This window comes from Pseudomonas sp. Pseusp10 (assembly GCF_059492225.1).
The window spans coordinates 4,092,541-4,118,653 of sequence record NZ_CP168528.1; the positions used below are offsets into that span (position 1 = coordinate 4,092,541).

At 60.2% G+C, this 26,113-nt stretch carries 24 protein-coding genes; 19 read left to right on the forward strand and 5 right to left on the reverse strand.

Translation table 11 applies throughout. The features are described from left to right. Positions 1 to 3 precede the first annotated feature (3 nt). On the forward strand, positions 4 to 1,602 hold the full coding sequence (locus tag ACEN8Z_RS18450; protein ID WP_495598156.1) for an ABC transporter permease: 1,599 nt from the start codon (positions 4 to 6) through the stop codon (positions 1,600 to 1,602). Further along, positions 1,599 to 2,669 (forward strand): ABC transporter ATP-binding protein, encoded by a 1,071-nt coding sequence (locus ACEN8Z_RS18455; RefSeq protein ID WP_495595175.1) that lies wholly within the window; start codon positions 1,599 to 1,601, stop codon positions 2,667 to 2,669. The genes ACEN8Z_RS18450 and ACEN8Z_RS18455 overlap by 4 nt, the downstream gene beginning before the upstream one ends. A gap of 4 nt (positions 2,670 to 2,673) precedes the next feature. Here the strand turns inward: ACEN8Z_RS18455 and ACEN8Z_RS18460 are convergent, their stop codons facing one another. Continuing rightward, positions 2,674 to 3,612: a site-specific integrase gene (locus tag ACEN8Z_RS18460; RefSeq protein ID WP_495595176.1), complete on the reverse strand. Its 939-nt coding sequence runs from the start codon at positions 3,610 to 3,612 to the stop codon at positions 2,674 to 2,676. Positions 3,613 to 4,005: 393 nt separating this feature from the next. On the opposite strand from ACEN8Z_RS18460, the gene arnB reads away from it, so the two are divergent. The 14 genes from arnB to ACEN8Z_RS18530 all read left to right on the forward strand — a co-directional run bounded on the left by arnB (position 4,006) and on the right by ACEN8Z_RS18530 (position 19,200). Next, on the forward strand, positions 4,006 to 5,154 hold the full coding sequence (gene arnB / locus ACEN8Z_RS18465) for a UDP-4-amino-4-deoxy-L-arabinose aminotransferase (protein WP_495595177.1): 1,149 nt from the start codon (positions 4,006 to 4,008) through the stop codon (positions 5,152 to 5,154). After that, positions 5,151 to 6,170, forward strand: coding sequence for an undecaprenyl-phosphate 4-deoxy-4-formamido-L-arabinose transferase (gene arnC, locus ACEN8Z_RS18470; protein ID WP_442099699.1), 1,020 nt, complete (start codon positions 5,151 to 5,153; stop codon positions 6,168 to 6,170). Before arnB ends, arnC begins: the two co-directional genes overlap by 4 nt. Then, the gene (gene arnA, locus ACEN8Z_RS18475) at positions 6,167 to 8,158 is read left to right on the forward strand and encodes a bifunctional UDP-4-amino-4-deoxy-L-arabinose formyltransferase/UDP-glucuronic acid oxidase ArnA (RefSeq protein ID WP_442099700.1); all 1,992 of its coding nucleotides are present in this window, start codon (positions 6,167 to 6,169) and stop codon (positions 8,156 to 8,158) included. Before arnC ends, arnA begins: the two co-directional genes overlap by 4 nt. Then, complete coding sequence (gene arnD / locus ACEN8Z_RS18480) at positions 8,158 to 9,042, forward strand: 4-deoxy-4-formamido-L-arabinose-phosphoundecaprenol deformylase (RefSeq protein ID WP_495595178.1); 885 nt, start codon at positions 8,158 to 8,160, stop codon at positions 9,040 to 9,042. The genes arnA and arnD overlap by 1 nt, the downstream gene beginning before the upstream one ends. Then, positions 9,039 to 10,688 (forward strand): lipid IV(A) 4-amino-4-deoxy-L-arabinosyltransferase, encoded by a 1,650-nt coding sequence (arnT, locus tag ACEN8Z_RS18485; protein ID WP_495595179.1) that lies wholly within the window; start codon positions 9,039 to 9,041, stop codon positions 10,686 to 10,688. Before arnD ends, arnT begins: the two co-directional genes overlap by 4 nt. Continuing rightward, complete coding sequence (gene arnE, locus ACEN8Z_RS18490) at positions 10,685 to 11,029, forward strand: 4-amino-4-deoxy-L-arabinose-phosphoundecaprenol flippase subunit ArnE (protein WP_495595180.1); 345 nt, start codon at positions 10,685 to 10,687, stop codon at positions 11,027 to 11,029. Before arnT ends, arnE begins: the two co-directional genes overlap by 4 nt. After that, the gene (arnF, locus tag ACEN8Z_RS18495; RefSeq protein ID WP_495595181.1) at positions 11,026 to 11,427 is read left to right on the forward strand and encodes a 4-amino-4-deoxy-L-arabinose-phosphoundecaprenol flippase subunit ArnF; all 402 of its coding nucleotides are present in this window, start codon (positions 11,026 to 11,028) and stop codon (positions 11,425 to 11,427) included. The genes arnE and arnF overlap by 4 nt, the downstream gene beginning before the upstream one ends. Beyond that, entirely contained in the window at positions 11,424 to 12,803 is a 1,380-nt protein-coding gene (locus ACEN8Z_RS18500) for a UDP-glucose dehydrogenase family protein (protein ID WP_495595182.1), read from the forward strand. Before arnF ends, ACEN8Z_RS18500 begins: the two co-directional genes overlap by 4 nt. A gap of 5 nt (positions 12,804 to 12,808) precedes the next feature. Beyond that, positions 12,809 to 14,392, forward strand: coding sequence for an ArnT family glycosyltransferase (locus ACEN8Z_RS18505; protein WP_495595183.1), 1,584 nt, complete (start codon positions 12,809 to 12,811; stop codon positions 14,390 to 14,392). 89 nt (positions 14,393 to 14,481) lie between these two features. Then, positions 14,482 to 15,660, forward strand: coding sequence for an MFS transporter (locus ACEN8Z_RS18510; protein ID WP_495595184.1), 1,179 nt, complete (start codon positions 14,482 to 14,484; stop codon positions 15,658 to 15,660). 160 nt (positions 15,661 to 15,820) lie between these two features. Further along, complete coding sequence (locus ACEN8Z_RS18515) at positions 15,821 to 16,528, forward strand: HPP family protein (protein WP_495595185.1); 708 nt, start codon at positions 15,821 to 15,823, stop codon at positions 16,526 to 16,528. 97 nt (positions 16,529 to 16,625) lie between these two features. Continuing rightward, positions 16,626 to 18,098, forward strand: coding sequence for a nucleobase:cation symporter-2 family protein (locus ACEN8Z_RS18520; RefSeq protein WP_495595186.1), 1,473 nt, complete (start codon positions 16,626 to 16,628; stop codon positions 18,096 to 18,098). A 58-nt stretch (positions 18,099 to 18,156) separates the two neighbouring features. Beyond that, a complete protein-coding gene (locus tag ACEN8Z_RS18525; RefSeq protein WP_495595187.1) occupies positions 18,157 to 18,627 on the forward strand; it encodes an LEA/WHy family protein in 471 nt (156 codons plus the stop codon). A 27-nt stretch (positions 18,628 to 18,654) separates the two neighbouring features. After that, positions 18,655 to 19,200, forward strand: a complete 546-nt coding sequence (locus ACEN8Z_RS18530) for a GNAT family N-acetyltransferase (protein WP_495595188.1) — start codon at positions 18,655 to 18,657, stop codon at positions 19,198 to 19,200. 2 nt (positions 19,201 to 19,202) lie between these two features. On the opposite strand, the gene ACEN8Z_RS18535 is transcribed toward ACEN8Z_RS18530, so the two are convergent. Both ACEN8Z_RS18535 and pssA read right to left on the reverse strand, forming a co-directional pair. Continuing rightward, positions 19,203 to 20,219 (reverse strand): AraC family transcriptional regulator, encoded by a 1,017-nt coding sequence (locus ACEN8Z_RS18535; protein WP_495598157.1) that lies wholly within the window; start codon positions 20,217 to 20,219, stop codon positions 19,203 to 19,205. 122 nt (positions 20,220 to 20,341) lie between these two features. Further along, entirely contained in the window at positions 20,342 to 21,685 is a 1,344-nt protein-coding gene (gene pssA / locus ACEN8Z_RS18540) for a CDP-diacylglycerol--serine O-phosphatidyltransferase (RefSeq protein ID WP_495595189.1), read from the reverse strand. Between the two features lie 232 nt (positions 21,686 to 21,917). Between pssA and ACEN8Z_RS18545 the strand changes: the two genes are divergently transcribed. From ACEN8Z_RS18545 to ACEN8Z_RS18555, 3 genes are all read left to right on the forward strand, one after another. After that, complete coding sequence (locus ACEN8Z_RS18545) at positions 21,918 to 22,481, forward strand: TetR/AcrR family transcriptional regulator (RefSeq protein ID WP_495598158.1); 564 nt, start codon at positions 21,918 to 21,920, stop codon at positions 22,479 to 22,481. Positions 22,482 to 22,537: 56 nt separating this feature from the next. Further along, positions 22,538 to 23,014, forward strand: coding sequence for a nuclear transport factor 2 family protein (locus ACEN8Z_RS18550; RefSeq protein ID WP_495595190.1), 477 nt, complete (start codon positions 22,538 to 22,540; stop codon positions 23,012 to 23,014). Between the two features lie 205 nt (positions 23,015 to 23,219). Next, positions 23,220 to 23,999 carry a TSUP family transporter gene (locus tag ACEN8Z_RS18555; RefSeq protein WP_008000349.1) on the forward strand — a complete coding sequence of 260 codons (780 nt, stop codon included), beginning with the start codon at positions 23,220 to 23,222 and terminating at the stop codon, positions 23,997 to 23,999. On the opposite strand, the gene nudC is transcribed toward ACEN8Z_RS18555, so the two are convergent. Together nudC and ACEN8Z_RS18565 are read right to left on the reverse strand one after the other, a co-directional pair. Further along, positions 23,967 to 24,797 (reverse strand): NAD(+) diphosphatase, encoded by an 831-nt coding sequence (nudC, locus tag ACEN8Z_RS18560; protein WP_442099719.1) that lies wholly within the window; start codon positions 24,795 to 24,797, stop codon positions 23,967 to 23,969. The genes ACEN8Z_RS18555 and nudC overlap by 33 nt on opposite strands. A 6-nt stretch (positions 24,798 to 24,803) precedes the next feature. After that, positions 24,804 to 25,616 (reverse strand): crotonase/enoyl-CoA hydratase family protein, encoded by an 813-nt coding sequence (locus ACEN8Z_RS18565; RefSeq protein ID WP_495595191.1) that lies wholly within the window; start codon positions 25,614 to 25,616, stop codon positions 24,804 to 24,806. Positions 25,617 to 26,113: the final 497 nt, after the last annotated feature.

A 26,113-nucleotide genomic window follows, 5' to 3' on the forward strand; every position in this document is an offset into this window, starting at 1 on the left:
TTGATACCTGAAACCCTGCCTGCGGATGTCGCCGAGGCGACACCCGCAAATTTGCGTCGACGTTCCCGTGGAGCCCTTGCGGGGCGTGGCGGTGCGTGGGTGATCGGTTTGTCGGTGCTGGTTTCATTACTGGCACTGCTACCGATCGCTTACGTTATTGGCGTGTCCCTGCAGACCGGCTGGTCAACCGTTGTGGCCCTGGTGTTCCGACCCCGGGTCGGGGAGCTGATGGTCAACACCGTGTTGCTGGTGTTGCTGACGATTCCGTTGTGCGTGGCCCTGGGTGTGACGCTGGCCTGGCTGACCGAACGCACGAATTTGCCCGGACGACGCTGGTGGTCGTTGCTGGCAACCGCGCCTCTGGCGGTGCCTGCGTTCGTTCACAGTTATGCCTGGGTCAGCCTGGTGCCGCCCATTCACGGCTTGTTTGCCGGTGTCCTGGTCTCGGTCATCGCCTACTTCCCGTTCCTGTATTTGCCGGTGGCGGCCACCTTGCGCCGGCTCGACCCGGCCATTGAAGACGTCGCCGAATCCATGGGGCTCAAGCCCTGGAAAGTGTTTTTCCGCGTAGTGTTGCCGCAATTGCGCCTGGCGATCTGCGGTGGCGCCTTGCTGGTCGGCCTGCACCTGCTGGCCGAATATGGCCTGTACGCCATGATCCGCTTCGACACCTTTACCACTGCGATCTTCGATCAGTTCAAATCGACCTTCAACGGCGCAGCGGCGCACATGCTGGCCAGTGTGCTGGCGCTGTGTTGCCTGGCGATGTTGACAGCAGAATCTGCCGCCCGCGGCTCCGCGCGCTACGCCCGCGTCGGTTCGGGAAGCGCCCGGGAGCAGCGAGTCGTCACCCTGAAAACGACTTCAACGCTGCTGTCGCTGACGCTGCAAATCGTCACCTGCGCCCTGGCCCTGGGCGTGCCCTTGATCACCCTGGGTAAATGGCTCATCGCCGGCGGTGTGGAAGTCTGGGATATGGCTGAATTGTTGCCCGCGCTGGAGCAAACCCTGTTGCTCGGTATCGCAGGCGCAGCGCTGACCACCTGCGCGGCGATCCCGATTGCCTGGCTGTCGATCCGCTACCCTGGCCGACTGCAACGGGTACTGGAAAGCTGCAACTACATCACCAGTTCCTTGCCCGGAATTATCGTTGCGCTGGCGCTGGTGACCGTCACGATCCATTTTGCCCGGCCGATTTACCAGACCACCTTCACCGTGCTGCTGGCATACCTGTTGATGTTCTTGCCCCGTGCCCTGGTGAGCCTGCGCGCAGGTATTGCCCAGGCCCCGGTGGAACTGGAAAACATCGCCCGCAGCCTTGGCCGCTCGCCGGCGCGGGCACTGTGGCTGATCACCTTGCGCCTGGCCGCGCCGGGGGCGGCCGCCGGCGCGGCGCTGGTGTTCCTGGCAATCACCAACGAATTGACCGCGACCCTGCTGCTGGCCCCGAACGGCACGCGCACCCTGGCGACCGGATTCTGGGCCATGACCAGCGAAATCGATTATGCCGCTGCTGCGCCCTACGCCTTATTGATGGTTGTGCTGTCGCTTCCGTTGACCGGACTTCTTTATCACCAATCGAAAAAAACGGCTGGCCGATGAACACTCTTGAATTGAATGCCCTCTACAAGTCCTATGGCGCCCATTGTGCTCTGGACAACGTCAGCCTGTCGGTTCCCAGCGGCAGTCGCACGGTCATCGTCGGCCCTTCCGGCTCGGGTAAAACCACCTTGCTGCGGATGATTGCCGGGTTCGAATTCCCCGATTCCGGGCGTCTTTCGCTCAATGGCCAGACCCTGGTCGACGGCACCCACGAAGTGCCGGCGCATCAACGCCTGATCGGCTACGTGCCGCAGGACGGTGCGCTGTTCCCGCACATGACCGTGGCGGCGAACATCGGCTTCGGTTTGTCCACCAAGGGCAATGAAAAACAACAGCGAGTCGCCGAACTGATGGACAGCGTGGCGCTGGACGCGAAGATGGCCGAGCGCTGGCCTCACGAATTGTCCGGTGGTCAGCAACAACGAGTGGCCCTGGCCCGGGCGCTGGCGCAACAGCCACGGCTGATGCTGCTGGACGAGCCATTCTCGGCGCTCGATACCGGTTTGCGCGCGGCGATGCGCAAGATGGTTGCGCGGCTGCTGGAAGACGCGGGCGTCACCACCATTCTGGTCACCCATGACCAGAGTGAAGCCTTGTCGTTCGCCGACCAGTTGGCGGTGATGCGCCATGGCCGGCTTGTCCAGTCAGGGCACCCGCTGGACCTTTACCGCTATCCCGAAGACGAACAGACCGCGCTGTTTCTGGGGGATGCCGTGGTCATGCCCGCACGCATCGAGGCCGGTTGGGCCCATTGCGACCTGGGGCGTATCCCGGTCAACAACCACCGCAACAACAAGTCGGCGCAGATCATGCTGCGCCCCGAACAGCTGCAACTGGCCAGCATCCTCCCCAGTGACCAGGAAGCCAGCGGGTGCCGGGCCGTGGTCACCGACCGGGATTTCAGCGGCAACACCTGCACGCTGACAGTGGAACTCCAGTCAATGACCCGCAGCGAGCAACCGGGCCGATCACTGCTGGTACGCAGTTCAGGCATGTATGCACCACCCGCCGGCAGTGCGGTTCAGGTCTCGACCATCGGCCATGCCCATGTACTGAGCGAGATGTAAACGTTCACAGATCGAATCGATCCACCGCCCGACGCCGCTCGTTGTCATCGCGCACATCGTAGTTGGCTGTGGTCTGGATATTGCTGTGGTGCGCCAGCTTCTGCGCAATCGACAAGTCATGCTCTTCGATCACCCGGGTTATGAATGAACGCCGGAAGTCGTGGGGCATGATTTTCACCCCGACCTGTGCGCCCCGTTGCCGGGCGATGTAGTAGATCGCATGTTTGGTGATGCGCTCACGCGTGATGTGGCTGCCACGGCGGATGCGGTTGAACAGAAACGGGTCGTCCGACTCACCTTCCTTGAGCAACGAACGGCGCAGCTCAAGCCATGCCTCAAGTTTGGCGAACGCCCAGGCCGGGGCGTACTTGATCAATTGTTTGTTGCCCTTGGCGGTCACCCGAAGACTGCGCTCGGTGAAATCGACCTGACTGAGCTCCAGGTTCACCGATTCGGACTTGCGCATCCCCGATCCGTACAGAATCCCGATGATCGCTGCATCCCGCAGGCCTTGCGGCCGCGGATCAGCCGCGCAGACCGCCATCAGTTCCTGGATCAGCGTCCGCCTGAGATTGCGCCCCTGGGACAGCCGTGTACCGGCGATACCCTTTACGGAACGCATCTTCAGCAGATGCTCCTGAGAGATCAGGCTCATGCGCCACGCTTCGTTCATCACCCCGCGCACGGCGTTGACATAGAGCGAAGACGTGTTGGGCGCGTAACCGTCCGAACGCAAAGTGGCCACCAGCGCGATCACGTCCTCGGGCCGCAGGTTGTGCCAGGGTATCTCCTCGATATCGTGGTCTTCGAAGCCCAGGCGGTCGGCGGCATCCTGCAGCACATAGCGCATGGTCAGTTGACTGGACGGCGCCAGCCGCGCCAGATACAGGGTTAGCGGATTGCTGAGGGGGGTGCGTGTGTCGGTAACAGGTAAGTCAATCAAACGAAACGGCCTTGAATGAAAACAGTTCAATGAAACAACTAAGTAGTGAAATAACGATCATGTAAAAGACATTACTGCTGTAGGACTTTTCCTAAAGATCGCCATAAACGCAGGAAGTCTGAACAGCGGCTTAATGGCTTTCAGATAAAACGATTCCCCAACCGTTTTTTCATGTTCCTTTCACAAAATCGGGCATAACCTTCCGTAAAATCGGTGCAACCCAGATTGACGTCCAACCTGCCGGCCATGGCGAAAAAAGTCAACTGATGCAATTTTTCTACCTCCACCCAGTAACTAGTTGATTTGATGCAGATTCTGATTTAGCGTCTATGCTGATTTTTGGATCCCTTTTAGCCTCAATGGCTATTTACGTTCTCAGCCCCTGAGGTGCCCATGAGTCAGGCGTTTCTCCCTTTTTCCCGCCCCAGTATCGGCGACGAAGAAATCGCTGCCGTAGAGCAAGTATTGCGCTCCGGGTGGATCACCACCGGACCGAAGAACCAGGCACTGGAAGAACACTTCGCCAACTACGTCGGTTGCCGGCATGCCGTGGCACTTTCCTCGGCCACCGGCGGAATGCATATCACCCTGCTGGCATTGGGCATCGGTCCCGGCGATGAAGTCATTACGCCGTCTCAGACCTGGGTTTCCACCGCCAACATGATCACCCTGCTGGGTGCCACGCCGGTGTTCGTCGACGTTGACCGCGACACGCTGATGACCGACGTGGCCACTATCGAAGCCGCGATCACGCCGCGCACCAAAGCCATCATCCCGGTGCATTACGCCGGTGCGGCATTCGATCTCGATCCGCTCTACGCCCTGGCCGACAAACACGGCATTGCCGTGATCGAGGACGCCGCCCACGCGGCAGGCACTTTCTACAAAGGTCGTCACGTCGGCTCCAAAGGCACGGCGATCTTTTCGTTCCACGCGATCAAGAACATGACCTGCGCCGAAGGCGCGATGTTCGTCAGCGACGATGAAGCCCTGGCCTCGCGGGTACGCATGCTCAAGTTTCACGGGCTGGGGGTTGATGCCTACGACCGCCTGACCCACGGCCGCAAGCCCCAGGCCCAAGTGGTCGAGCCCGGCTTCAAGTACAACCTGGCCGACATCAACGCGGCCATCGCGCTGGTGCAACTGGAACGCCTGGACGAGATCAACGCCAGGCGCACTCAACTGGCCCAGGCCTACTTGCAGCGCCTGGAAGGTTTGCCGGTGCAACCGCTGGCCGTTCCAGCCTATTCGCAAAAGCACGCCTGGCACCTGTTCATCCTGCGCATCGACGCCGAGCGTTGCGGGCTGGATCGCGAAGCGTTCATGAAAGCCCTCCAGGAACAGAATGTCGGCACCGGCATTCACTTCATTGCAACGCACCTGCACACTTACTACCGCCAGCGTTACCCCAACCTGTACCTGCCCAACACCGAATGGAATTCGGCGCGGCTGTGTTCGATCCCGTTGTTCCCCGACATGACCACCGATGATGTCGAGCGCGTCGTCGGTGCCATCGAAAACTGTATGGACAGAAGCCTTTGAGACCTTACCCAATCAACTTCGTTTCGATCGTCATTCCGGTCTACAACGAACAGGACAGCCTGCCGGAGCTGCTTCGTCGCACCGAAGCGGCTTGCCAGCAATTGCACCAGGCCTACGAAATCGTGCTAGTCGACGACGGCAGCCGTGATGACTCCGCACAGATTCTCGAAGACGCCGCCTCCCGCGAAGGCAGCCCGGTGGTGGCGGTCATCCTCAACCGCAACTACGGCCAGCATGCGGCGATCATGGCCGGTTTCGAACAGTGCAAGGGCGATGTCGTCATCACCCTCGATGCCGACCTGCAAAACCCGCCCGAAGAAATCCCGCGGCTGGTGGCCCAGGCCGAGCTCGGCTATGACGTCGTCGCGACGGTACGCAACAACCGCCAGGACTCGGCCTTGCGCCGTTGGCCATCGAAGCTGATCAACCTCGCCGTGCAACGCTCCACCGGCGTGGCCATGAGCGACTACGGCTGCATGCTGCGCGCCTACCGGCGCACCATCGTCGACGCCATGCTCGCCTGCCGTGAGCGCAGCACCTTCATTCCGATCCTGGCCAACAGCTTTGCCCGCCATACCACGGAAATCCTCGTGACCCACGCCGAGCGTGAACACGGCGATTCCAAGTACAGCCCGATGCGCCTGATCAACCTGATGTTCGACCTGGTCACCTGCATGACCACCACGCCGCTGCGACTGCTCAGCATCGTCGGTGTCGGCATGGCGGCCCTGGGCATGCTGTTCGCCATCGCGCTGGTCCTGTTGCGCCTGGTGTTCGGTGCCGGCTGGGCCGGTGGCGGTACCTTCGTACTGTTCGCCGTGCTGTTCGTCTTCACCGGTGGTCAATTCATCGGCATGGGCCTGTTGGGTGAATACCTGGGCCGCATGTACAGCGACGTGCGCGCACGTCCGCGCTTCTTCATTGAAAAGGTGCTGCGTAGCCAGCCCGCCTCCTCCGCTTCCGCTGTTACTGTCGACGGCCTTACTTCCACTTCTTCAGATCAGGTTCCTTCATGAGTGCAAAAGCTGTTGTCTTCGCCTACCACGATATTGGCTGTGCCGGCATCGAGTCCCTGCTCTCCTCCGGTTTTGAGATCGCTGCGGTGTTCACCCACGCCGACGACCCGAAGGAGAACGCGTTCTACGGCTCCGTTGCGCAACTGTGCGCCCGCCACGGCATCGCCGTGCATGCACCGGAAGATGCCAACCATCCATTGTGGATCGAGCGTATCGCCAAGCTTGATCCCGACTACATTTTCTCCTTCTACTACCGCAACCTGCTGAGCGAACCGCTGCTGGCCACGGCGCGCAAAGGCGCGTTCAACCTGCACGGTTCCCTGCTGCCACGCTATCGTGGTCGCGCACCGGCCAACTGGGTGCTGGTCAACGGCGAAACGGAAACCGGCGTGACCCTGCACCGCATGGTCAAGCGTGCCGATGCGGGCGCCATCGTTGCCCAGCAAAAGGTCGCGATCGAGCGCAGCGACACGGCGCTGAGCCTGCACGGCAAGCTGCGTGCGGCAGCCTCTGACCTGCTGCGCGACACCCTGCCGGCGCTGCTGCAAGGCAAAGTCAGCGAAACACCGCAAGACGAATCCAAAGCCACCGTATTCGGCCGTCGTACCCCGGCCGACGGCAAACTGGTCTGGGCCAAACCGGCCGAAGAACTGTTCAACCTGGTCCGCGCCGTGACCCAACCGTACCCGGGCGCATTCTGCGCGGTGGGCGAGCACAAACTGATTGTCTGGAGCGCCGAAGTCGCCAAGGGCAACGAAGGCCAGGCTCCGGGCCGCGTCATCAGCGTCGACCCGCTGCGCATCGCCTGCGGTGAAGACTCGCTGATCATCAACGCCGGCCAGCGCAACGACAACGGTCTGTACCTGAGCGGTCCGCAATTGGCCAACGAACTGGGCCTGGTGGATGGTTCCGTGCTGCGCGGTGCCGAATCCGGTCGTGCCCCGCGTCGCACCCGCGTGCTGATCCTCGGCGTCAACGGTTTCATCGGTAACCACTTGTCCGAGCGCCTGTTGCGTGACGACCGCTACGAAGTCTACGGCCTGGATATCGGTTCGGACGCCATCGAGCGCCTGCGCAGCCACCCGAACTTCCACTTCGTCGAAGGCGACATCAGCATTCACTCCGAGTGGATCGAGTACCACATCAAGAAGTGCGACGTGGTGCTGCCGCTGGTGGCCATCGCGACGCCAATCGAATACACCCGTAACCCGCTGCGCGTATTCGAACTGGACTTCGAAGAGAACCTGAAACTGGTTCGCTATTGCGTCAAGTACAACAAGCGCGTGATCTTCCCGTCGACCTCGGAAGTCTATGGCATGTGCCAGGACAACAACTTCGACGAAGACAGCTCCAACCTGGTGGTCGGCCCGATCAACAAGCAGCGCTGGATCTACTCGGTCTCCAAGCAATTGCTCGACCGCGTGATCTGGGCTTACGGCCAGAAGGGCCTGAACTTCACCCTGTTCCGTCCGTTCAACTGGATGGGTCCACGTCTGGACCGCCTGGATTCGGCCCGTATCGGCAGCTCCCGCGCCATTACCCAGCTGATCCTGAACCTGGTGGAAGGCACGCCGATTCGCCTGTTCGACGGTGGCGAGCAAAAACGCTGCTTCACCGACATCGCCGACGGCGTGGAAGCTCTGGCACGGATCATCGACAACGACAACGATGTCTGCAACGGCCAGATCATCAACATCGGCAACCCGGAGAACGAGGCCAGCATTCGCCAGTTGGGCGAAGAGCTGCTGCGTCAGTTCGAAGCTCACCCGCTGCGCGCCAACTTCCCTCCGTTCGCCGGTTTCCGCGATATCGAGAGCAAGGCGTTCTACGGCACCGGCTACCAGGATGTGTCCCATCGCAAGCCAAGCATCGCCAACGCCAAGCGTCTGCTGGACTGGACGCCGACCGTAGAGATGAGCGAAACCATCGGCAACACCCTGGACTTCTTCCTTCGTGAAGCCATGCTCGAAATCGCGGACAAGCGCTGATGCAGGCGGGACTGCGGATCGATGTCGACACCTACCGGGGCACCCGCGAGGGGGTGCCACGGCTACTGGAAATCCTTGATGAAGCTCAGGTCAAGGCGACGTTCTTCTTCAGTGTCGGGCCGGACAACATGGGGCGCCACTTGTGGCGCCTCATCCGTCCACAGTTTCTCTGGAAAATGCTCCGTTCCAACGCAGCCGGCCTGTATGGCTGGGACATTCTGCTGGCCGGCACCGCATGGCCTGGAAAACCGATCGGCCGCGACCTGGGGCACCTGATGCGCCAGGCCCGGGATGCCGGGCATGAAGTTGGCCTGCACGCCTGGGATCACCACGGCTGGCAAGCCAACGCCGGGCGCTGGAGTGACGCACAACTGATCGAACAGATACGCCGTGGCGTGGACACGCTCAGCGACATTCTCGGGGACAAGATCACCTGCTCGGCGTCTGCCGGCTGGCGTGCCGACGAGCGTGTGATCGAAGCCAAGCAGGGTTTCGGCTTTCGCTATAACAGCGATTGTCGCGGCCAGGGCCTGTTCCAGCCGCTATTGGCCGATGGTCGCCTGGGTGCACCGCAAATCCCGGTGGACCTGCCGACGTTCGACGAAGTGGTCGGCCCGACGGTCGCCGCCAAAGACTTCAACACGTTCATCCTGGACCGGTTCACTCCGGAAAAACTCAACGTCTATACGATCCATGCCGAGGTAGAAGGGATTCTGATGGCCAATGATTTCCGTCAACTGCTGAGCGATGCGCATCAGCGTGACATCCGTTTTCACCCCTTGGGCGACCTGCTGCCCGAGCCCCCTGACAGTTTGCCGATAGGCCGTGTGGTACGCGGTGCGCTTGAAGGTCGCGAAGGCTGGCTGGGAGTGCAAGGCGCATGAGCAAACGCTGGGCTGTGCCGTTATTGCTGGCCATGGTGGCGCTGGCGTACCTGCTGCCGCTGGGCAGTCATGGCTTATGGATTCCTGACGAAACCCGCTACGCCCAGATCGGCCAGAGCATGCTCCTGAGCGGTAACTGGGTGTCGCCTCATTTCATGGACGTACGCTACTTCGAAAAGCCTGCGGCCGGCTACTGGATGATTGCCATCGGTCAGGCGCTGTTCGGCCAGAACCTCTTCGGGGTGCGCTTCGCCTCGGCACTGAGCACCGGCTTGAGCGTGCTGCTGTGCTACCTGATCGCCCGCCGGATGTGGAACGATGCGCGCAAGAGCTTTGCCTGCGCCATCCTGTACATGAGCTTCACGGTCATCGCCGGTCAGGCGGGTTACGCCAACCTCGATCCGCAATTCACGTTCTGGGTCAACCTGAGCCTGGTGGCCTTGTGGTTTGCGCTGGACAGCGCCGGTCGTGGCCAACGCCTGGTGGCGTGGGTAGTGCTGGGCCTGGCGTGCGGCATGGGTTTCATGACCAAGGGCTTTCTCGCCTGGCTGTTGCCGGTGCTGATCGCCCTGCCCTGGATGATCTGGCAAAAACGCTGGGGTCAACTGTTGGCCTACGGCCCGGTGGCAGTGGTCGTGGCCATCGCCGTCAGCCTGCCGTGGGTCCTCGCGGTGCATGCCCAGGAGCCCGATTACTGGCGGTTCTTCTTCTGGCACGAGCACATCCGTCGCTTCGCCGGAGAAGACGCTCAGCATGATGCGCCGTGGTGGTACTACTTGCCGTTGCTGGTAGCGTTCAGCCTGCCGTGGGTGGCGTTGCTGCCGCCAGCGCTGAAACAGGCATGGCAGACCCGACGCCAGGCCAATATCGCGTTCCTGATGCTGTGGCTGTGGATGCCGCTGATCTTCTTCAGCCTGAGCAAAGGCAAACTGCCGTCCTACATTCTGCCGTGCCTGCTGCCCCTGGCCCTGTTGCTTGGCCATGCACTGGCTGACCGATTGAAACTGGAACAAGGCCGCGTCCTGGGCATCAATGGCCTGCTGAACCTGGCCCTGGGTGTCGTTACCCTGCTGGCCCTGGTTTATCTGCAATTGAAAAAGCCGATTTACGATCATGAACTGCACAACCTGGTGTTGGTGTTCATCGGTTTGATCGGCTGGATCATGGCCAACCTGCTGCAAGCCTTCCGCCCGCTGCAATGCTGGGCTGCCCCGGCTTTCGGCAGCCTGCTGTTCATCGGCGTGCTGCCAGCAGGACTGCCCAACTCGGTGGTCGCCAACAAAACGCCCGACCAGTTCATCCTCGATCACGCCCAGGAGCTCGGCCAGAGTGCCAAGCTGTTGAGCAACGATCTGGGTGCCGCGTCGGCGTTGTCCTGGCGGGTGAAACGTCCCGAAGTGGCTTTTTTCAACACGATAGGCGAATTGAAATACGGCCTTGCCTATCCTGATTCGCTTAAGCAGCGCGTAGACCCCGATCAGGTGCAACAGTGGATGCACGACGCTCGCCAGCAAGGCTCGGTCGGCGTAGTCATGCGGGTCAAGGGCGAAGAAGAGCTGCGCGAACTTGAACAGTTGCCCAAAGAGGGCAAGCGGTATGAACAAGGCAATCTGGTGATTTTGATCATCCCTCAGGCGACACTATGAGCCTGCTATTGCTACTGGTCGCCTGCCTGTTGACCTGCCTGGGCCAGATCGCTCAGAAATATGCGGTAGAAAGCTGGCGTGGCAAACCTTCCGGGTGGATGGACAAACTGCGTTCGCCCTGGCTTTGGCTGGCCCTGGCCTCTTTGGGGCTGGGCCTGCTGGTGTGGTTGCTGGTGCTGCAACGCCTGGAAGTCGGGATTGCCTATCCGATGCTGAGCCTGAACTTCGTGCTGATCACCCTCGTTGCGCGTTTCGTCTTCCACGAAACCATCGACCGCCGCCACTGGCTGGGTGTGGCGCTGGTGATCGGCGGCGTGGTTCTGCTGGGGCAGCACACATGAATCCGAGTCGCGGTATCACCTTCGCACTGGGCAGTGTGCTGCTGGTCAGCGCCGCCCAATTGGGCATGCGCTGGAGCATGAGTCACCTGCCACGACCCGAACAATGGCTCACCGATCCTATTAACCTGACAGCCGTTGCCGTGGTGCTCGTCGCCATCTTCGCCTACGCGTTGTCGATGCTCTGCTGGCTCGCTGCCCTGCGGGATCTGCCCCTGGGCCGAGCCTACTCGTTGCTGAGCATCAGCTACGCGCTGGTGTACCTGCTGGCCGCCAGCCTGCCACTGTTCAACGAAGCGTTCAGCCTTACAAAAAGCCTTGGCGTGGCATTGGTCATCCTCGGCGTCATTACCATCAATTCTCGACCTGCTCGTGCGCCCGAATTAAGGAGTGCTTCATGAAAATCAGTGTATTTGGTAGCGGTTATGTTGGCCTGGTGCAGGCAGCGGTGTTGGCGGAAGTCGGCCACGACGTGGTCTGCATGGACGTTGACGAGAAAAAAGTCGAACTGCTCAAACAGGGCCACGTGAGTATTTTCGAACCCGGGCTGGCCAGCCTCGTGCGCGAGGGTCTTGACGCCAAGCGGTTGCAGTTCACCAGCGACGAAAAGTTCGCGGTCCAGCACGGACAGGTGCTGTTCATCGCGGTCGGTACACCGTCGCGGGACGACGGCTCGGCGGACTTGCGCTACGTAATGTCGGTGGGCGAAGCGGTGGCACGGCATCGCGAACAACCGGCGATCCTGGTGGAAAAGTCCACCGTACCGGTCGGCACCGGCGACGCCTTGCGTGCACATATCGACAAATGCCTGCTTAACGCCGGGCGTGTATTGCAGTTCGATATCGTCTCCAACCCGGAGTTTTTGAAAGAAGGTTCGGCCGTGGCCGACTGCCGACGTCCGGACCGTATCGTCGTCGGCTGTGAACGCGACGAAGTGCGTGACGTGATGCGCGACCTGTACTCGCCATTCAACCGCAACCATGAACGCATCATGTTCATGGACCTGCGCAGCGCCGAGCTGACCAAGTATGCCGCCAACTGCATGCTGGCGACCAAGATCAGTTTCATCAACCAGATCGCCGAGCTGGCCGAACACCTGGGTGCCGACATCGAATCGGTGCGACTGGGCATCGGCGCCGACTCGCGTATCGGCTACCACTTCATCTACCCCGGCTGCGGCTACGGTGGCTCATGCTTCCCCAAAGACATGCGCGCCCTGATCCACAGTGCCGAGGAGGCCCATTGCTCCAGCGACCTGCTGCAAGCGGTGGAAGCCATCAACGAGCGGCAGAAACACAAGCTGTTCGAGCGCATCAATGCGTTCTACAAGGGCGACTTGCGCGGCAGGACCTTTGCCGTGTGGGGCTTGGCGTTCAAGCCAAACACCGACGACATGCGTGATGCACCGAGCCGGGTGTTGCTGGAGTCGTTGTGGGCCGCCGGGGCGAATGTCCGTGCGTTCGATCCGGAAGCCATGCAGGAAACCCAGAAGCTGTATCCCGATGAATCGAAACTGATGCTCATGGGTACGCCTGAGTCGGTCTTGTCCGGTGCCGACGCACTGATCATCTGTACCGAATGGCAACAGTTCAAGGCTCCGGACTTCGAGCTGATCCAGCAGCGGCTCAATGCACCGGTGATCTTCGACGGCCGCAACCTGTATGACGCAGACCGTCTGGCACGCATCGGTTTCACCTACTTCCCGATCGGCCGTGGCGAATCGCGCAAATTGCCGATTCCTTACCAGCAATGGCCAACCGAATCAGTGGTCGCCTGAACCTCATGATCCCTCACATCCGTCAACAGTCCCTCGCGCTGGGTCTGTTGGCGCTGTTGTTGTTCTGCGCCGGGATGTACCAGCAGGCGGCCATCGGTTTCGATTCGCGCTTCGTGCTGTTCGCCCAGGAGATGCTGCGCAATGGGCCGTCGTTTTTTCCGACGACCTATGGCCAGCCCTACGCAGACTATTCGGGACTTTCAACGATATTCATCTGGCTGCTTTCGCTGCCGTTCGGCCAGGTCACCAGCCTGACCGCATGGCTGCCGAGCGCCATCGCCGCAGCGGTCATCGTCACCTTGATGTACCGCTTGCTGGCGCCCTATTCCACGCGTTGGGCGCTGCTGAGCATCGCCTTGATGCTGTTGACCAACACCTTCATCACTGAAACCCGCGCCGTTTCCCTCGACCTGATGCTCGCGGCCGTCGCGTTCAGCGTGTTCTACCTGGGCTATGCCGCCGATCACTTCGCGGCGCCGCGCCGCTGGGGGCTGGTCTTTGCCTTGCTGATGCTGGGCTTCTGGATTCGTGGGCCAATCGGCCTGGTCATTCCTACGGGGATGCTCTGCAGCTATTTTCTGGTGGGTCGCCAATGGCGGCGGCTGATCGCCTTCGGGTCGCTGGCAGCATTGCTGCTGGCGGTGTGCATCGGTCTGTTGTTGTGGCTGGCAGATGTCAGTGGCGGCCCGGCGTTTTTGCAAGATGTGATTCGCATGCAGTTCATGGGTCGCATGGACGGCACCGAGGGTTCCAACGATTTGCTGTATTACTTCACCAGTTCGGTGGGTAATTACGCACTGGCGTGGCCCTTGGCAGTGCTGGCGCTGATGGCGGTCGGAATCTGCGACCGCCGGGAAACCGGCCCGGTATTGCGCCTGTTGCAATACTGCGTCGCCGCCGGACTGATCGTGATGATTGGCCTCTCGATCCCCCAGGCGAAAAAAGCCCGCTACCTGCTGCCGATGCTGCCCATGGCGGCCATTGTGGCGGCGTATCCGTTCTACGCCACACAGGGTCGATTGTTTGGTTTGCTGCGTGGGTTGATGCAGGGCCTGTGGCTGCTGATCCCGGGCCTGCTGATCGTGGCATTGCTGGTAGTCCGGCGAAAATTCCCCGAGGAAGTGGCTCACCTCACTTCGTTGTTCATCATTCTCGGCCTGCTGCAAGTGATCGCCCTGGCAGCGCTCAAGCGCGCCCGCTGGCGAGCGCAAACACTGGCTCTTTGCGCGGTCCTGGCAATTTGGTCGTTCTACATCCTGCAATTCGAGCCTGTCCAACGACAACTCTACGACACCCGGACCTTCAGCCGCGCCACTGTCGACCTGATGCAAAAAGACCCCGCGCCGCTGGTGATGCACGCGATGGGCAAGGATGCCAAGGCCATCAAGTTCATGGTCAACATCAAACAGGACCTGCAACCGGTTTTCACCGAGTCGCCCCTGGAACTGGAAAACCTCAAAGGGCCTGCGTGGTTGATGATGGACCTGAACGCCTATAAAGCATTGCAAGGCACGGCTGTTGGTGCATTGCCACCCGTGCTGAGCGGGCGGTTCGACAAGAATGATTTTGTGTTGCTGCACCGCCAGTAAATCCTGTAGCAACCACCCAGTGTCCGGCTGCTAGAGTAGCGTCCACGATTGGGCTGATGCCGGCCCAATCGAATAAGGACATTCACCCCTTGACCACCTACTCCCCCCTCATCCGCCGCCTGCTGATCTGTTCACTGACCATCGTCGTCAGCCGTGCCATCACCAGTCCGCTGCTCACACTGTTCGTCAGCGACAAGCTTGGCCTCAATCAACAGGACGTTGGTCTGCTGCTCGGCATCGCCGTGTTCGTCGCCACCCTGCTCTCCCTGTATGGCGGCTACATTATCGATCGCTTCGAAAAACGCCGATTGCTTGTTCTGTCGATGGCGTCCAGCGCTATCGGCCTGGTGTTGCTGACCTTTGCTGAAAACCTCTACCTGACCACGATCACCCTGATCGTCACTGAAACCGCCTCATCGCTGTTCCTGATCGGTTCGAAAGCGATTCTCAGCGACAACCTTGCGGTGGGCCAGCGCGCCAGAGCGTTTTCCCTGAGCTATACGCTGACCAACATTGGCTACGCTGTCGGGCCGATGCTCGGCGTGCTGATCGCCGGTGCCTTTGCCAGCGCGCCATTCCTGGTTGCGGCGGCCATCGCCTTTTTCAGTATTTTCTTGATGACCGGCATTCCCAGGGACCCGGCCAGTGTTCCGCTCACCGGTCAGGCGCAGAGTTTTCTGAGAACCCTGATCACCCTGAAAAACGACCGCACCCTGATCCTGTTCACCGCTGGCTGCCTGCTCAGCACAGTGGTGCACGGACGCTTCACGTTTTACCTGTCGCAATACCTGCTGGTGACCAGTAACCCCCAACACACCATGGAAATCATGGCCGCCCTGCTCGCCTGCAACGCCATCAGTGTGATCCTGTTGCAGTACCAGATCGGGCGCTTCCTCAAACGCGAGCAACTGCGCCAGTGGATTGTTGCCGGTACCGGCCTGTTCATCCTCGGCCTGATCGGCTTCAGCCTGGCAGACAGTCTGGTGAGCTGGTGCGTGGCAATGTTTATCTTCACCCTCGGTGAAATCATTATTTATCCGGCCGAATTTCTCTTCGTCGACACCCTGGCTCCGGAAGAGCTGCGCGGCAGCTACTATGGCGCGCAAAACCTTGCTGCGCTTGGCGGTGCGTTGAGCCCGGTGATTTGCGGCTTCATGTTGATGCACACCCCGGCACCGACGATGTTTTATGCCTTGAGTGCACTGGCTGCGCTGGGCGGTTTGCTGTGCTACATAAGCGGCCGACGGGGCAACTTAAAGCAAAATTAATGCACTGAAAGCTCATTAATATGAATTTGTCAGTGCCTTGATTGAACGGCACACTGTGCCTGTTCCTCCCCCAATAGTTGGAACACCTTCAAGGGCTTTCTGGGTTTCCCAGCTAAGCCCTTTTTTTGCCTCGATTTTTTTTGCCGGAGTTTTTGTCAAAATGCTTGCTCGCTGGTTGCCCGCCGCCATCAATACCCGTCCCACCGAATGGAGCCGCGCCGCCATCGGCATGGCCCTGGGGACGCTGCTCAGCGTGTGGTGCTGTGGTCAGGTATTCGGCATCGAGGTGGCCCAGCACCTGATCGGCCCACTGGGGGCGTCGGCGGTGCTGTTGTTTGCTGTGTCTTCCGGCGCGCTCGCCCAGCCCTGGTCGATTCTCGGCGGTTACTTGAGCGCCGGGGTGATTGCGCTGCTGCTGGCCCATGTATTGGGCCGCACCCTCGGTAGCGCTTGTCTGGCGGCGGGCATGGCGTTGATCCTGATGTGCTGGTTGCGGTGCCTGCATCCACCGGCCGGTGCATTGGCCCTGACCCTGGTATTGGCCGATCCGGCGACCATTGCCATGGACTGGAAAGCCATCGGGCCGGTGATGCTCGGCGCTGCAACGATGCTGCTCTGTGCCCTGGCCTATAACAACCTGACCCGCATTCGCTACCCCAAGAGTGCCAGCGAACCAGTGGTCACGATTCCTGCCGATCACCCGCCGGTGGACCGTCAGGCCATCACCGTCGAAGACCTGAAACTGGCGCTGGCTGACATGGAAGCGTTCTATGACGTCACGCCCGAGGACCTGGAACAGTTGATCCAGGCCAGCCAATTGCACGCTAAACGCCGCAGCGTCGGCGAGGTGTTGGCGCCACGACTGTAAACCACTGATTTGGAGGTTCTTTTGCCGTGGCCCGGCGGTTCTGGCATCCTGCGCCTCCATTTTCTGACCCGGCCCGCCTTCTGGCACGCAAACCACCATGACCGCCTCCGAAAAAGCCCCTGCTCCACGCCACAGCGACCTGATTTACGGCCTCGATGACCGCCCGCATCTAACTGCCACCGTCTTCGCCGCCCTGCAACATGTGCTGGCGAGTTTCGTCGGCATCATCACCCCGACGCTGATCATGGGCAGCGCCCTGGGCCTGCAAAGCGAAATTCCTTATCTGATCAGCATGGCGCTGTTCGTCTCCGGCCTGGGCACCTTCGTCCAGGCGCGGCGCTTCGGCCCGGTGGGTTCGGGCCTGTTGTGCCTGCAAGGCACCAGTTTCTCGTTCATCAGTGTGATTCTCAGTGCCGGCTTCATGGTCAAGGCCCGGGGCGGCGGCACCGATGAGATTCTCTCGACCATCTTCGGTGTGTGCTTTTTTGCCGCGTTCATTGAAGTGGTATTGAGCCAGTTCATCGGCAAGCTGCGCATGCTGATCACCCCGGTGGTGACCGGGACCATCATCACGCTGATGGGCTTGTCGCTGATCAAGGTCGCCATGACCGACATCGCCGGAGGCTTCGGGGCAACGGACCTGGGTGCTGCCAGTCACCTGGCCCTGGCGGCGCTGGTGCTGGGAGCCATCGTGGTGTTGAACCGGGTGGACGTGCCGTTTCTGCGCCTGGGGGCGATTGTCATCGGCCTGACCCTGGGCTACGTGGTGGCATGGCTCATGGGCCAGGTGAATTTCAACAGCCTGCCCGAAGTCCCGCTGATGAGCGTACCGGTGCCGTTCAAGTACGGATTCTCCTTCGATTGGGTGGCGTTCATTCCGGTCGCGGTGATTTTCCTGGTGTCTCCGCTGGAGGCCGCCGGCGACCTCACCGCCAACTCGATGATCTCCCGGCAACCGGTCAAAGGCCCGGTGTACATTCGCCGGATCAAGTCCGGCCTGCTCGCCGATGGCCTCAACTCGGCCATGGCCGCGGTGTTCAACAGCATGCCGATGGTGACCTTCGCCCAGAACAACGGAGTGATCCAGCTCACGGGCGTGGCCAGTCGCTACGTGGCGTTTTTCATTGCCGGCCTGCTGGTAGTACTTGGCCTGTTCCCGATGATCGGCGCGGTACTGCAACTGATGCCAAAACCGGTACTGGGCGGCGCGGAACTGGTGATGTTCGGCACCGTCGCCGTGGCCGGGATCAAGATTCTCGCCGAGGCCGGCCTGCATCGGCGCAACATGCTGATCGTGGCGATTTCCGTCGGCATGGGCCTGGGTGTGGCCGCCGTGCCGGAAGTCTTGCGTGAACTGCCCAAGGCTCTGCACAACATTTTCGAATCGCCCATCACCGTCGGCGCGCTGTGCGCTATCGTTCTTAATATCTTCCTGCCCGAGGAATTCATCGAACTGGAAGAGGACGAATTCGATCCGGAGGCCTCCGTGCTTCAGGTGATGCAGAACCCCGATGTGACCGCCAGGGATGAACCCGCAACGGCTGCCAGGGTCCCACAATCAAACCGCTAGACGGGCTCCAGGGCTGAGCCGCTGGCGGTTCAGCCTTTTTCCAGATGAGAGCACGTCCATGCGCAGCGTCCACGCAGTCCTGATTTCCCTCCTGCTCTGCCTGAGCGCCTGTTCCTCTCTGCCCAATCAAGACCCGTTGAAAATCAACGTCGTGGGCATCGAGCCCTTGCAAGGCCAGGGCATGGAAGTGCGCTTTGCCGTGAAAATCCGCGTGCAGAACCCCAATGACACCACCATCACCTACAACGGCGTCGCGCTGGACCTGGACATCAACGGCCAGCCATTCGCCTCCGGCGTCAGCGATGAGAGTGGCTCGATCGGGCGTTTTTCCGACACCGTCGTGAGCGTGCCGGTCAGCGTTTCGGCGTTTTCGGTGGTCCGCCAGACCTATGGCATCAGCCAAATGAAACGGCTCAACAACATGCCTTATGTCCTGCGCGGCAAGCTCTCGGGTGGGGTGTTCAACACGATGCGCTTCGTGGACAGTGGTACGCTCAATTTGCCTGGATCGTCCACTGGCAACCGTTAACAGCCTGACTCAAGGAGCTATACCCCCATGGACGACACCCCCACGCTCTACACCGAGCGCCTGATCCTGCGCCCGCTGGAACTGGCGGACGCCGATGCCATCCAGCAACATTTCCCGCACTGGGAAGTGGTGCGCTACCTCAACGCCTTGGTGCCTTGGCCTTATCCGGCCGACGGTGCATTAACGTACCTGCGCGACAACGCAATGCCAGCCATCGCCCGTGGCGAGGAATGGCACTGGTCGATCCGCCTGAAATCGGCCCCGGAGCAGTTGATCGGTAACATCAGCCTGATGAGCGAACAGGACAACAATCGCGGTTTCTGGCTCGGCCCGAAGTGGCAAGGTCAGGGATTGATGACAGAAGCCAGCGCTGCAGTCACCGAGTACTGGTTCAATACGCTGGGGCGCATCGTGCTGCGGGTGCCAAAAGCGGTACCTAACATCGGCTCACGCAGACTCTCCCAACGCACGGGAATGCGCTTGATTCGCACGGACGAAGGCAGCTTTGTCAGCGGAAACTTCCCGTTGGAAGTCTGGGAAATCACTCGCGAAGAATGGTCATTGCGCCGCTGAACCTACTCGGTGTCATTGAGAATCAGGCTGCGGTAGTGCCCCGGATTTGACCCCGACCATTTGCGAAACGCCTTGTAGAACGAACTGACGTCAGCGAACCCAAGCCGCGTGGCGATATCGCTGAAGCTGATTGCTGGCTCTGCCAGCCAGACAATTGCCAGTTCCTTGCGCACGCTGTCCTTGAGGCCTTGATAGGTTTGCCCTTCTTCGGCCAGACGGCGGCGCAAGGTTGAGGCCGACATGCACAGGCGTTGCGCCAGGGTTTCGGTTTCCGGCCAGTGTTCTGCCGGCAAGTGGCGTAGATCGTGTTTGATGCGACTGGCCAGGCTCTGCGGGTCGCGGTATTTGACCAGGATGTTCGCCGGCGCATGAGCCAGGAATCGCTTGAGTTCCTCAGGGCTGCGCTTGATGGGCAGGTCCAGGCAATCGGCGGAGAAAATCATCCGCGTACGCGGACGGTCAAAGCGCAGGTTCTCGGAAAACATCACCTGATAGTCATCGCAGAAATCCGGTTTCGAACAGCGCAGTTCGATGGCCAGGATCGGAATCCGTCGTCCTGCCAGCCAGCAGGCAACGCCGTGCACGATCATCCAGTAGGTGAAATAGGTGAAGGCCCGGCGCGGGTCTTTGTCGTCCTCCAGCAGGACGATTTCCGCCAGGCTTTGCTGGCGCACCAACTGCGCCGGCAAGTGTTCGAGGATCAACGACAGAAACGCCAGGCCGCTGACCAGTCCCGCCGCCACGTTGGGCTGGACCATGGCGCTGCGGCACAGAAACGCAAAGCTGCCGGATTTCAGTTTGCGTGGGTCCATGCCAAAAAATTCATCATCCCCACGCCGTGCCAACAATCGCCACAGACGTGCATAAGCAGTGGCCGGAACGCGGGCATCGGTGCTGTCCAACAACTGCGGGGCGATGCCAACCTTGTTCAACACCTCTTGCGTGGCAATTCCTGGCGCGCAGCTTTGCAACAGTGCTTCACGCACCAGTTGAATGGAGATGGTGTCTTTTTCCGACATGGATCGCGGCAAGCCCTGTTCTTGTTCGAGTGGGGGGCATATTAGCTGAAACCGCCCGCTCAACGCAGATCCCCTGTGGGAGCGAGCTTGCTCGCGATTGCTTTTCTGAGGCCCGCAGAAACTCACAAGATGCGATAGAGCAACCGCTCGATCCGCACCCGACTCACGCGTTTGAGGAACTTGGCCACACCCACAGGGTATTCGGCCAGTGTTTCCAGGTTCTGGAAGTGCTCGATTCGCCGGGTATGCTGGAAAATCTCAGCCAGCTCATTGCGACGCGGCTCCAGCAGTTCGCCATGGGGATCATCGATCAACAAGGCGTTTTCCAGATCGAGTCGAAACGCTCGCGGGTTGAGGTTGTTGCCGGTCAGCAAGGTATAGCACCGATCGATCCACATGCCCTTGAGGTGATAGGTGTTGTCGCCATCACGCCACAGATGCAGGTTCAACTGGCCGCTGTCGATGTCGCGCTGATGACGCTTGGCAAACCGGCGCAAGCTGATTTCGTACAGATACGGCAGCGCCGAAATGACCCGGAACGGTTCGCTCGGCGGAATGTAGAAGTCGTTGGCGGTCTTGTCGCCGACCACGATGTCGATCTTCACCCCACGGGCCAGCGCGCGGTTGATCTCGCGGATGATCGCCAGCGGCAGGTTGAAGTACGGTGTGCAAATGGTCAGTTGCTGCTGGGCGCTGGCGATCAGTTCGCAGATCACTCGGTTCAGCGGATTGTTCTTGCCGACGCCGAGCAACGGGCTGACGGACAAACCGGTCCTGTCAGTGGTGCCACGCGTGGTGTCGTACGCCGCGTGCTTGAGGCGGCTGCGCAAGTCACCGATGTCATTGCGCAGGCTGCGGGTGGTCGGCAGGTTCGGCAGGTCGAGGCGGTGCACCGCTTTGGAGGGCAGCAGACCGTGCTGCACCAGGTGCTGCATCGAATCGGCCAGTTCGCGATTGTGCAGCAGGTGATAGCGGTCGTAGCGGTACTTGTCGAACTTGTGCAGATAGACGTTGTTCAGGCTCGCGCCGCTGTAGATCACGCAGTCATCGATCACGAAGCCTTTAAGGTGCAACACACCGAACAGTTCGCGGGTTTGCACCGGGACGCCGTAGACCGGCACAACACTTTCATGGGTGCGGGTCATTTCCTGATACCAGGCGGAGTTGCCCGCCTGCTTGCCGGCACCGATCAACCCGCGCTGGGCGCGCAGCCAGTCGACGACCACCACCACGTCCAGTTCCGGACGCGCCAGTTTGGCCGCGTGCAAGGCATCGAGAATTTCCTGGCCGGCTTCATCCTGTTGCAGGTACAGCGCAACGATGTAAATGCGCCGGGTCGCGCTGGCGATTTTCTCCAGCAGGCAACGACGGAATTCGGCAGCGCCGGAGAGGATGCCGACGGCATCGGCCGTCAGCGGAAAACTGCGCAGCTTGGGCAGCAGGGAACGTTTGAAAAGCGACGGCATAGGGCTCGCAATGGGTCGAATCCGAAGAACCCGTGAGCTTACACCATCGCTGGGTTCGGGTCTTGTTACTGTCTGTAATGCCCTCTTCGCGAGCAAGTCGAATCGTCGCACCGCCGCTCCCACATTTGAAATGCGTTCCCTTGTGGGAGCGGGCTTGCTCGCGAAGACCATTTATCAGGCACTACAAAAATATCGATTGACCAAGGAGAACGATCATTCTACTGTTAGCCACATGAACGAAATCACTAGCAATGACACACGCGACATCATTCTGGATGTCACCGAAAAGTTAATCTACAAGAGTGGCATCGCTGCTACTGGCATGGATCTCCTGGTGAAGACCGCCGGCGTCTCCAGAAAAAGCATTTACCGCTACTTCGCCAACAAGGACGAACTGGTCGTGGCCGCCCTGCAACGCCGCGATCAACGCTGGATGCACTGGTACCGAAGCGAAGTCAACCAGGCACAAACCCCGACCGGGCGGCTGCTCAACCTGTTTACCGTACTTGAAACGTGGTTCGCCTCCGAAGGCTTCCGCGGCTGCGCCTTCATCAACACCAGTGGCGAAACCGGCGACCCGCAAGACCCGGTGCGCCTGGTCGCCAGGGAGCATAAACAGAAGCTGCTCGACTACGTGTGCGAGCTGTGTACCGAATATGGTGCCGAGGATCCGCAGATGCTGGCCAGACAGCTGCTGATCCTGATCGATGGTGCCATTACCGTGGCGCTTGTAACGGGTGATCACAGTGCCGCCGATAATGCGCAATGCATGGCGCGAAAGTTATTGGACCTGTAGCAACTCAATCAAGCTCGACAATATGTTTTAACATCAACTTGATACGGAGACTTTAAATGTCTAATGCCGAAGTTCGTCCGCCATTGCCCCCTTTCACCCGTGAATCGGCCATCGAGAAAGTTCGCCTGGCTGAAGACGGCTGGAACTCCCGCGACCCGGATCGCGTGTCCCTGGCCTACACCCTGGACACCCAATGGCGCAATCGCGCCGAGTTCGCCCATAACCGCGAAGAAGCCAAAGGTTTCCTGACCCGCAAATGGGCCAAGGAGCTGGACTATCGGCTGATCAAGGAACTCTGGGCATTTACCGACAACCGCATCGCCGTGCGCTATGCCTACGAATGGCACGATGACTCGGGTAACTGGTTCCGCTCCTACGGCAACGAAAACTGGGAGTTCAACGAGGACGGCCTGATGGCCCGCCGCTTTGCTTGCATCAATGACATGCCGATCAAGGAAAGCGAGCGCAAGTTCCACTGGCCGCTGGGGCGCCGTCCTGACGATCATCCGAGCCTGTCGGATCTGGGCCTGTAACTAAAATTTTCACTGATCCCTGTGGGAGCGACGGTGCGGCGATCCGACTTGCTCGCGATAGCGGTGTGACAGGCAATAGATTTGTTGACTGTTCAGCCACCATCGCGAGCAAGCTCGCTCCCACAATGGTTTTGTGTTGTGCAGGTGGTTAAGATGCTGCCCTTCCCCGCAGCCTCTTTCTGCACCCGCCGAATAAGCCGATCCCATGCCTTTCGAACTCAGCGTTGACCTCTCCACCCTGGCCATCCTGGCCCTTGTCGCTTTTGTTGCCGGTTTCATCGATGCCATCGCCGGTGGCGGTGGTCTGTTGACCACCCCGGCCTTGTTGACTGCCGGCCTGCCGCCGCACCTGGTGCTGGGCACCAACAAACTCAGTTCGACCTTCGGCTCGGCCGTCGCCAGTTTCACCTTCTACCGACGCAAGCTGTTCCATCCAGCACAATGGATTCATGCCATCGTCGGCACCCTGGTCGGTGCACTGACCGGCGCCGTGGTCGCGCATTACCTGCCGGCGGAATGGCTGAACAAAATGCTACCGGTGATCGTCTTCGCCTGCGGCGTCTATCTGTTGTTTGGCGGCACGCCGAAAGCGCCACTGGACAGCAACGCACCGATCAAGAAAACGTGGCAGTCGACCCAAGGCTTCAGCCTCGGCTTCTATGACGGCGTGGCCGGTCCCGGTACGGGCGCGTTCTGGACCGTGAGCAGCCTGCTGCTCTACCCCATCGACCTGGTGAAGGCCAGCGGTGTGGCGCGCAGCATGAACTTCGTCAGCAACGCAGCGGCGCTGTCGATCTTCATCTTTTCCGGTCAGGTGGACTGGATCATCGGCCTGTGCATGGGCTCGTCGTTGATGGTCGGCGCCTTCTTCGGCGCCCGCACCGCCATCAGCGGCGGCGCGAAATTCATTCGTCCGGTGTTCATCACCGTGGTGCTGGGCCTGACCGTGCGCCTAGCCTGGCAGCACTGGTTCAGCGTGGCCTAAACGCCGCGCCACATAGACGTCGATCAGGTAACGGGCAATCGAGCGTGACGCCGGCAACGGCGGCAAGTCGCGAACGTTGAACCACTGGGCGTCCTCAATCTCGTCCTCCTGGCAGATGATCTCGCCACTGGCGTATTCGGCATGAAAACCAAGCATCATCGAATGCGGGAACGGCCAGCACTGGCTGCCCAGGTACTGGATGTTCCTGACCTCGATGCTCACCTCTTCACGGACCTCGCGAATCAGGCAGTCCTCGGCCGATTCACCCGGCTCGGCAAACCCGGCCAGGGTGCTGTAGACGCCGCTGACAAAACGCGGTGAGCGTGCCAACAGCACTTCATCACCTCGAGTCACCAGTACGATCATGCTCGGCGAAATCCGTGGGTAGCTGCGCAGATCGCACGGCTGGCAATACATCGCCCGTTCGCGCGGCACCTGGGTCATGGCCTGACCGCAGTTACCGCAAAAGCGGTGCTCGCGGGCCCAGGTGCCGATCTGCGCGGCGTAACCGAGTACCTTGTAGATCGTGTGATCGCCTTCCAGCATGAACGCCCGCAGGCCTTTCCAGTTGCAACCCGGCACTTCGCTGTGATTGCGCAGCTCCAGCAGGTAGACCGGCTCACCGTCCAGATGACCGATGCCATGTTCGGCGAGGATCGCCAGGTCCTGACGCTTGAGCCATTCGCGCGGAAACAGAGCGCCATTGTCATCGAACAGAAAGCCTTCGGGGCTGCGCGCAATGGCCCAGCCGCCGGGTTGATCGGTGTCCAGTACTGCGGTGGTCCAGCGAGGAATCATGATTAATCAATCCAGAAATTCGGGTTTCTGTTTGCTCATATGGGCAGCCATGGCCACGCGCAGATCGGTGGATTGCAGCATGGCGGCGTTCCAGGTAGCGACGTATTCGAGGCCGTCATCGATGCGATGGTCACGCATGTAGCTGATCATCTCTTTGGTGCCGGTGACTGCGATCGGCGACTTGCTGGCGATTTCACGGGCAATGCCCATGACGCCGTCGAGCAGGCTGGCGTTGTCGCTGTAGACGCGATTGACCAGGCCCATGCCCCGCGCTTCGTCGGCACCGAACGTGCGACCAGTGTAAGCCAGTTCGCGCAGCATGCCGTCACCGATGATCCGCGGCAAGCGTTGCAACGTGCCGACGTCGGCGGCCATGCCGATGTCGATTTCCTTGATCGAAAATTGTGCATCCTCGGCGGCATAACGCATGTCGCACGCGGCAATCAGGTCGATGGCGCCACCCAGGCAGTAACCCTGTATGGCCGCAAGTACCGGTTTGCGGCAGTTATCGACCGCGTTGAACGACGCTTGCAAGGTAAGGATCTTGCGCCGCAACAGGCGCGCATTGCGCCCCACGTCCTTGCCCAATTCATTGGCCACACCGGCCAGCAGCATCAGGTCGATACCCGAGGAAAAATGCTTGCCTGCCCCGCTGAGGACCACCACGCGCACTTCATCGGTGTCGTCGATCCACTGGAAGATCTCGACGATCTCACTCCAGAACGCGGCGTTCATTGAGTTGATCTTCTCCGGGCGGTTGATCTGCACATGGGCGATTTTATCGACCAGCTCGACGTTGAACGCGCTGTACTGAGACATGCCAGTGATCCTTTTGCGGGCAAAAATGAGGCCCGAACTATAACAAGGCACCAAGGTGGGCAGTAAGGCAGTGGTTCGGCCAAATGCGGGACTTGCCGGCACGCACCATAACAGTGCAAGGCCCTCAAAGCGCGTCGCACATTTATGTGACTGCCCAGTGACTTTTTGGGGCCAAAACGCAAAAAAACCTGCACTTCGTCGGCGCGTTTGCACCTCGATCAGGCACGTCCGTACCGCTACAAACCGATTGTCGAACAATTTTGCCATCTGGCCTTTACCGCTCTAAGTTCTGGCCTAGACTCATTTTCTCAAGACGAAACCAGTCGGTCACAAAGTGGAAAAATAGTCGAAACTTTTTCCAATCCCGATCGGTCCTCTGAAAAGAAGGTGCGTTGCGACTGGTGCAATCTTTGCAACGGCTCATTCACCCCTTTTGCTTCGACGCATTGGGCAGCGCTTGCTCAATGATGCGTAGCGCGTTTGCGCCCGGCCACGGG

What these genes read in the sequence shown, in the direction of transcription:
- ACEN8Z_RS18455 (WP_495595175.1), top strand. Translation starts at nt 1,599, where the DNA reads ATGAACACTCTTGAATTGAATGCCCTCTACAAGTCCTATGGCGCCCAT.
- arnB (WP_495595177.1), top strand. Translation starts at nt 4,006, where the DNA reads ATGAGTCAGGCGTTTCTCCCTTTTTCCCGCCCCAGTATCGGCGACGAA.
- arnA (WP_442099700.1), top strand. Translation starts at nt 6,167, where the DNA reads ATGAGTGCAAAAGCTGTTGTCTTCGCCTACCACGATATTGGCTGTGCC.
- arnD (WP_495595178.1), top strand. Translation starts at nt 8,158, where the DNA reads ATGCAGGCGGGACTGCGGATCGATGTCGACACCTACCGGGGCACCCGC.
- arnT (WP_495595179.1), top strand. Translation starts at nt 9,039, where the DNA reads ATGAGCAAACGCTGGGCTGTGCCGTTATTGCTGGCCATGGTGGCGCTG.
- arnE (WP_495595180.1), top strand. Translation starts at nt 10,685, where the DNA reads ATGAGCCTGCTATTGCTACTGGTCGCCTGCCTGTTGACCTGCCTGGGC.
- arnF (WP_495595181.1), top strand. Translation starts at nt 11,026, where the DNA reads ATGAATCCGAGTCGCGGTATCACCTTCGCACTGGGCAGTGTGCTGCTG.
- ACEN8Z_RS18500 (WP_495595182.1), top strand. Translation starts at nt 11,424, where the DNA reads ATGAAAATCAGTGTATTTGGTAGCGGTTATGTTGGCCTGGTGCAGGCA.
- ACEN8Z_RS18505 (WP_495595183.1), top strand. Translation starts at nt 12,809, where the DNA reads ATGATCCCTCACATCCGTCAACAGTCCCTCGCGCTGGGTCTGTTGGCG.
- ACEN8Z_RS18515 (WP_495595185.1), top strand. Translation starts at nt 15,821, where the DNA reads ATGCTTGCTCGCTGGTTGCCCGCCGCCATCAATACCCGTCCCACCGAA.
- ACEN8Z_RS18520 (WP_495595186.1), top strand. Translation starts at nt 16,626, where the DNA reads ATGACCGCCTCCGAAAAAGCCCCTGCTCCACGCCACAGCGACCTGATT.
- ACEN8Z_RS18525 (WP_495595187.1), top strand. Translation starts at nt 18,157, where the DNA reads ATGCGCAGCGTCCACGCAGTCCTGATTTCCCTCCTGCTCTGCCTGAGC.
- ACEN8Z_RS18530 (WP_495595188.1), top strand. Translation starts at nt 18,655, where the DNA reads ATGGACGACACCCCCACGCTCTACACCGAGCGCCTGATCCTGCGCCCG.
- ACEN8Z_RS18535 (WP_495598157.1), bottom strand. Translation starts at nt 20,219, where the DNA reads ATGTCGGAAAAAGACACCATCTCCATTCAACTGGTGCGTGAAGCACTG.
- pssA (WP_495595189.1), bottom strand. Translation starts at nt 21,685, where the DNA reads ATGCCGTCGCTTTTCAAACGTTCCCTGCTGCCCAAGCTGCGCAGTTTT.
- ACEN8Z_RS18545 (WP_495598158.1), top strand. Translation starts at nt 21,918, where the DNA reads ATGAACGAAATCACTAGCAATGACACACGCGACATCATTCTGGATGTC.
- ACEN8Z_RS18550 (WP_495595190.1), top strand. Translation starts at nt 22,538, where the DNA reads ATGTCTAATGCCGAAGTTCGTCCGCCATTGCCCCCTTTCACCCGTGAA.
- ACEN8Z_RS18555 (WP_008000349.1), top strand. Translation starts at nt 23,220, where the DNA reads ATGCCTTTCGAACTCAGCGTTGACCTCTCCACCCTGGCCATCCTGGCC.
- nudC (WP_442099719.1), bottom strand. Translation starts at nt 24,797, where the DNA reads ATGATTCCTCGCTGGACCACCGCAGTACTGGACACCGATCAACCCGGC.
- ACEN8Z_RS18565 (WP_495595191.1), bottom strand. Translation starts at nt 25,616, where the DNA reads ATGTCTCAGTACAGCGCGTTCAACGTCGAGCTGGTCGATAAAATCGCC.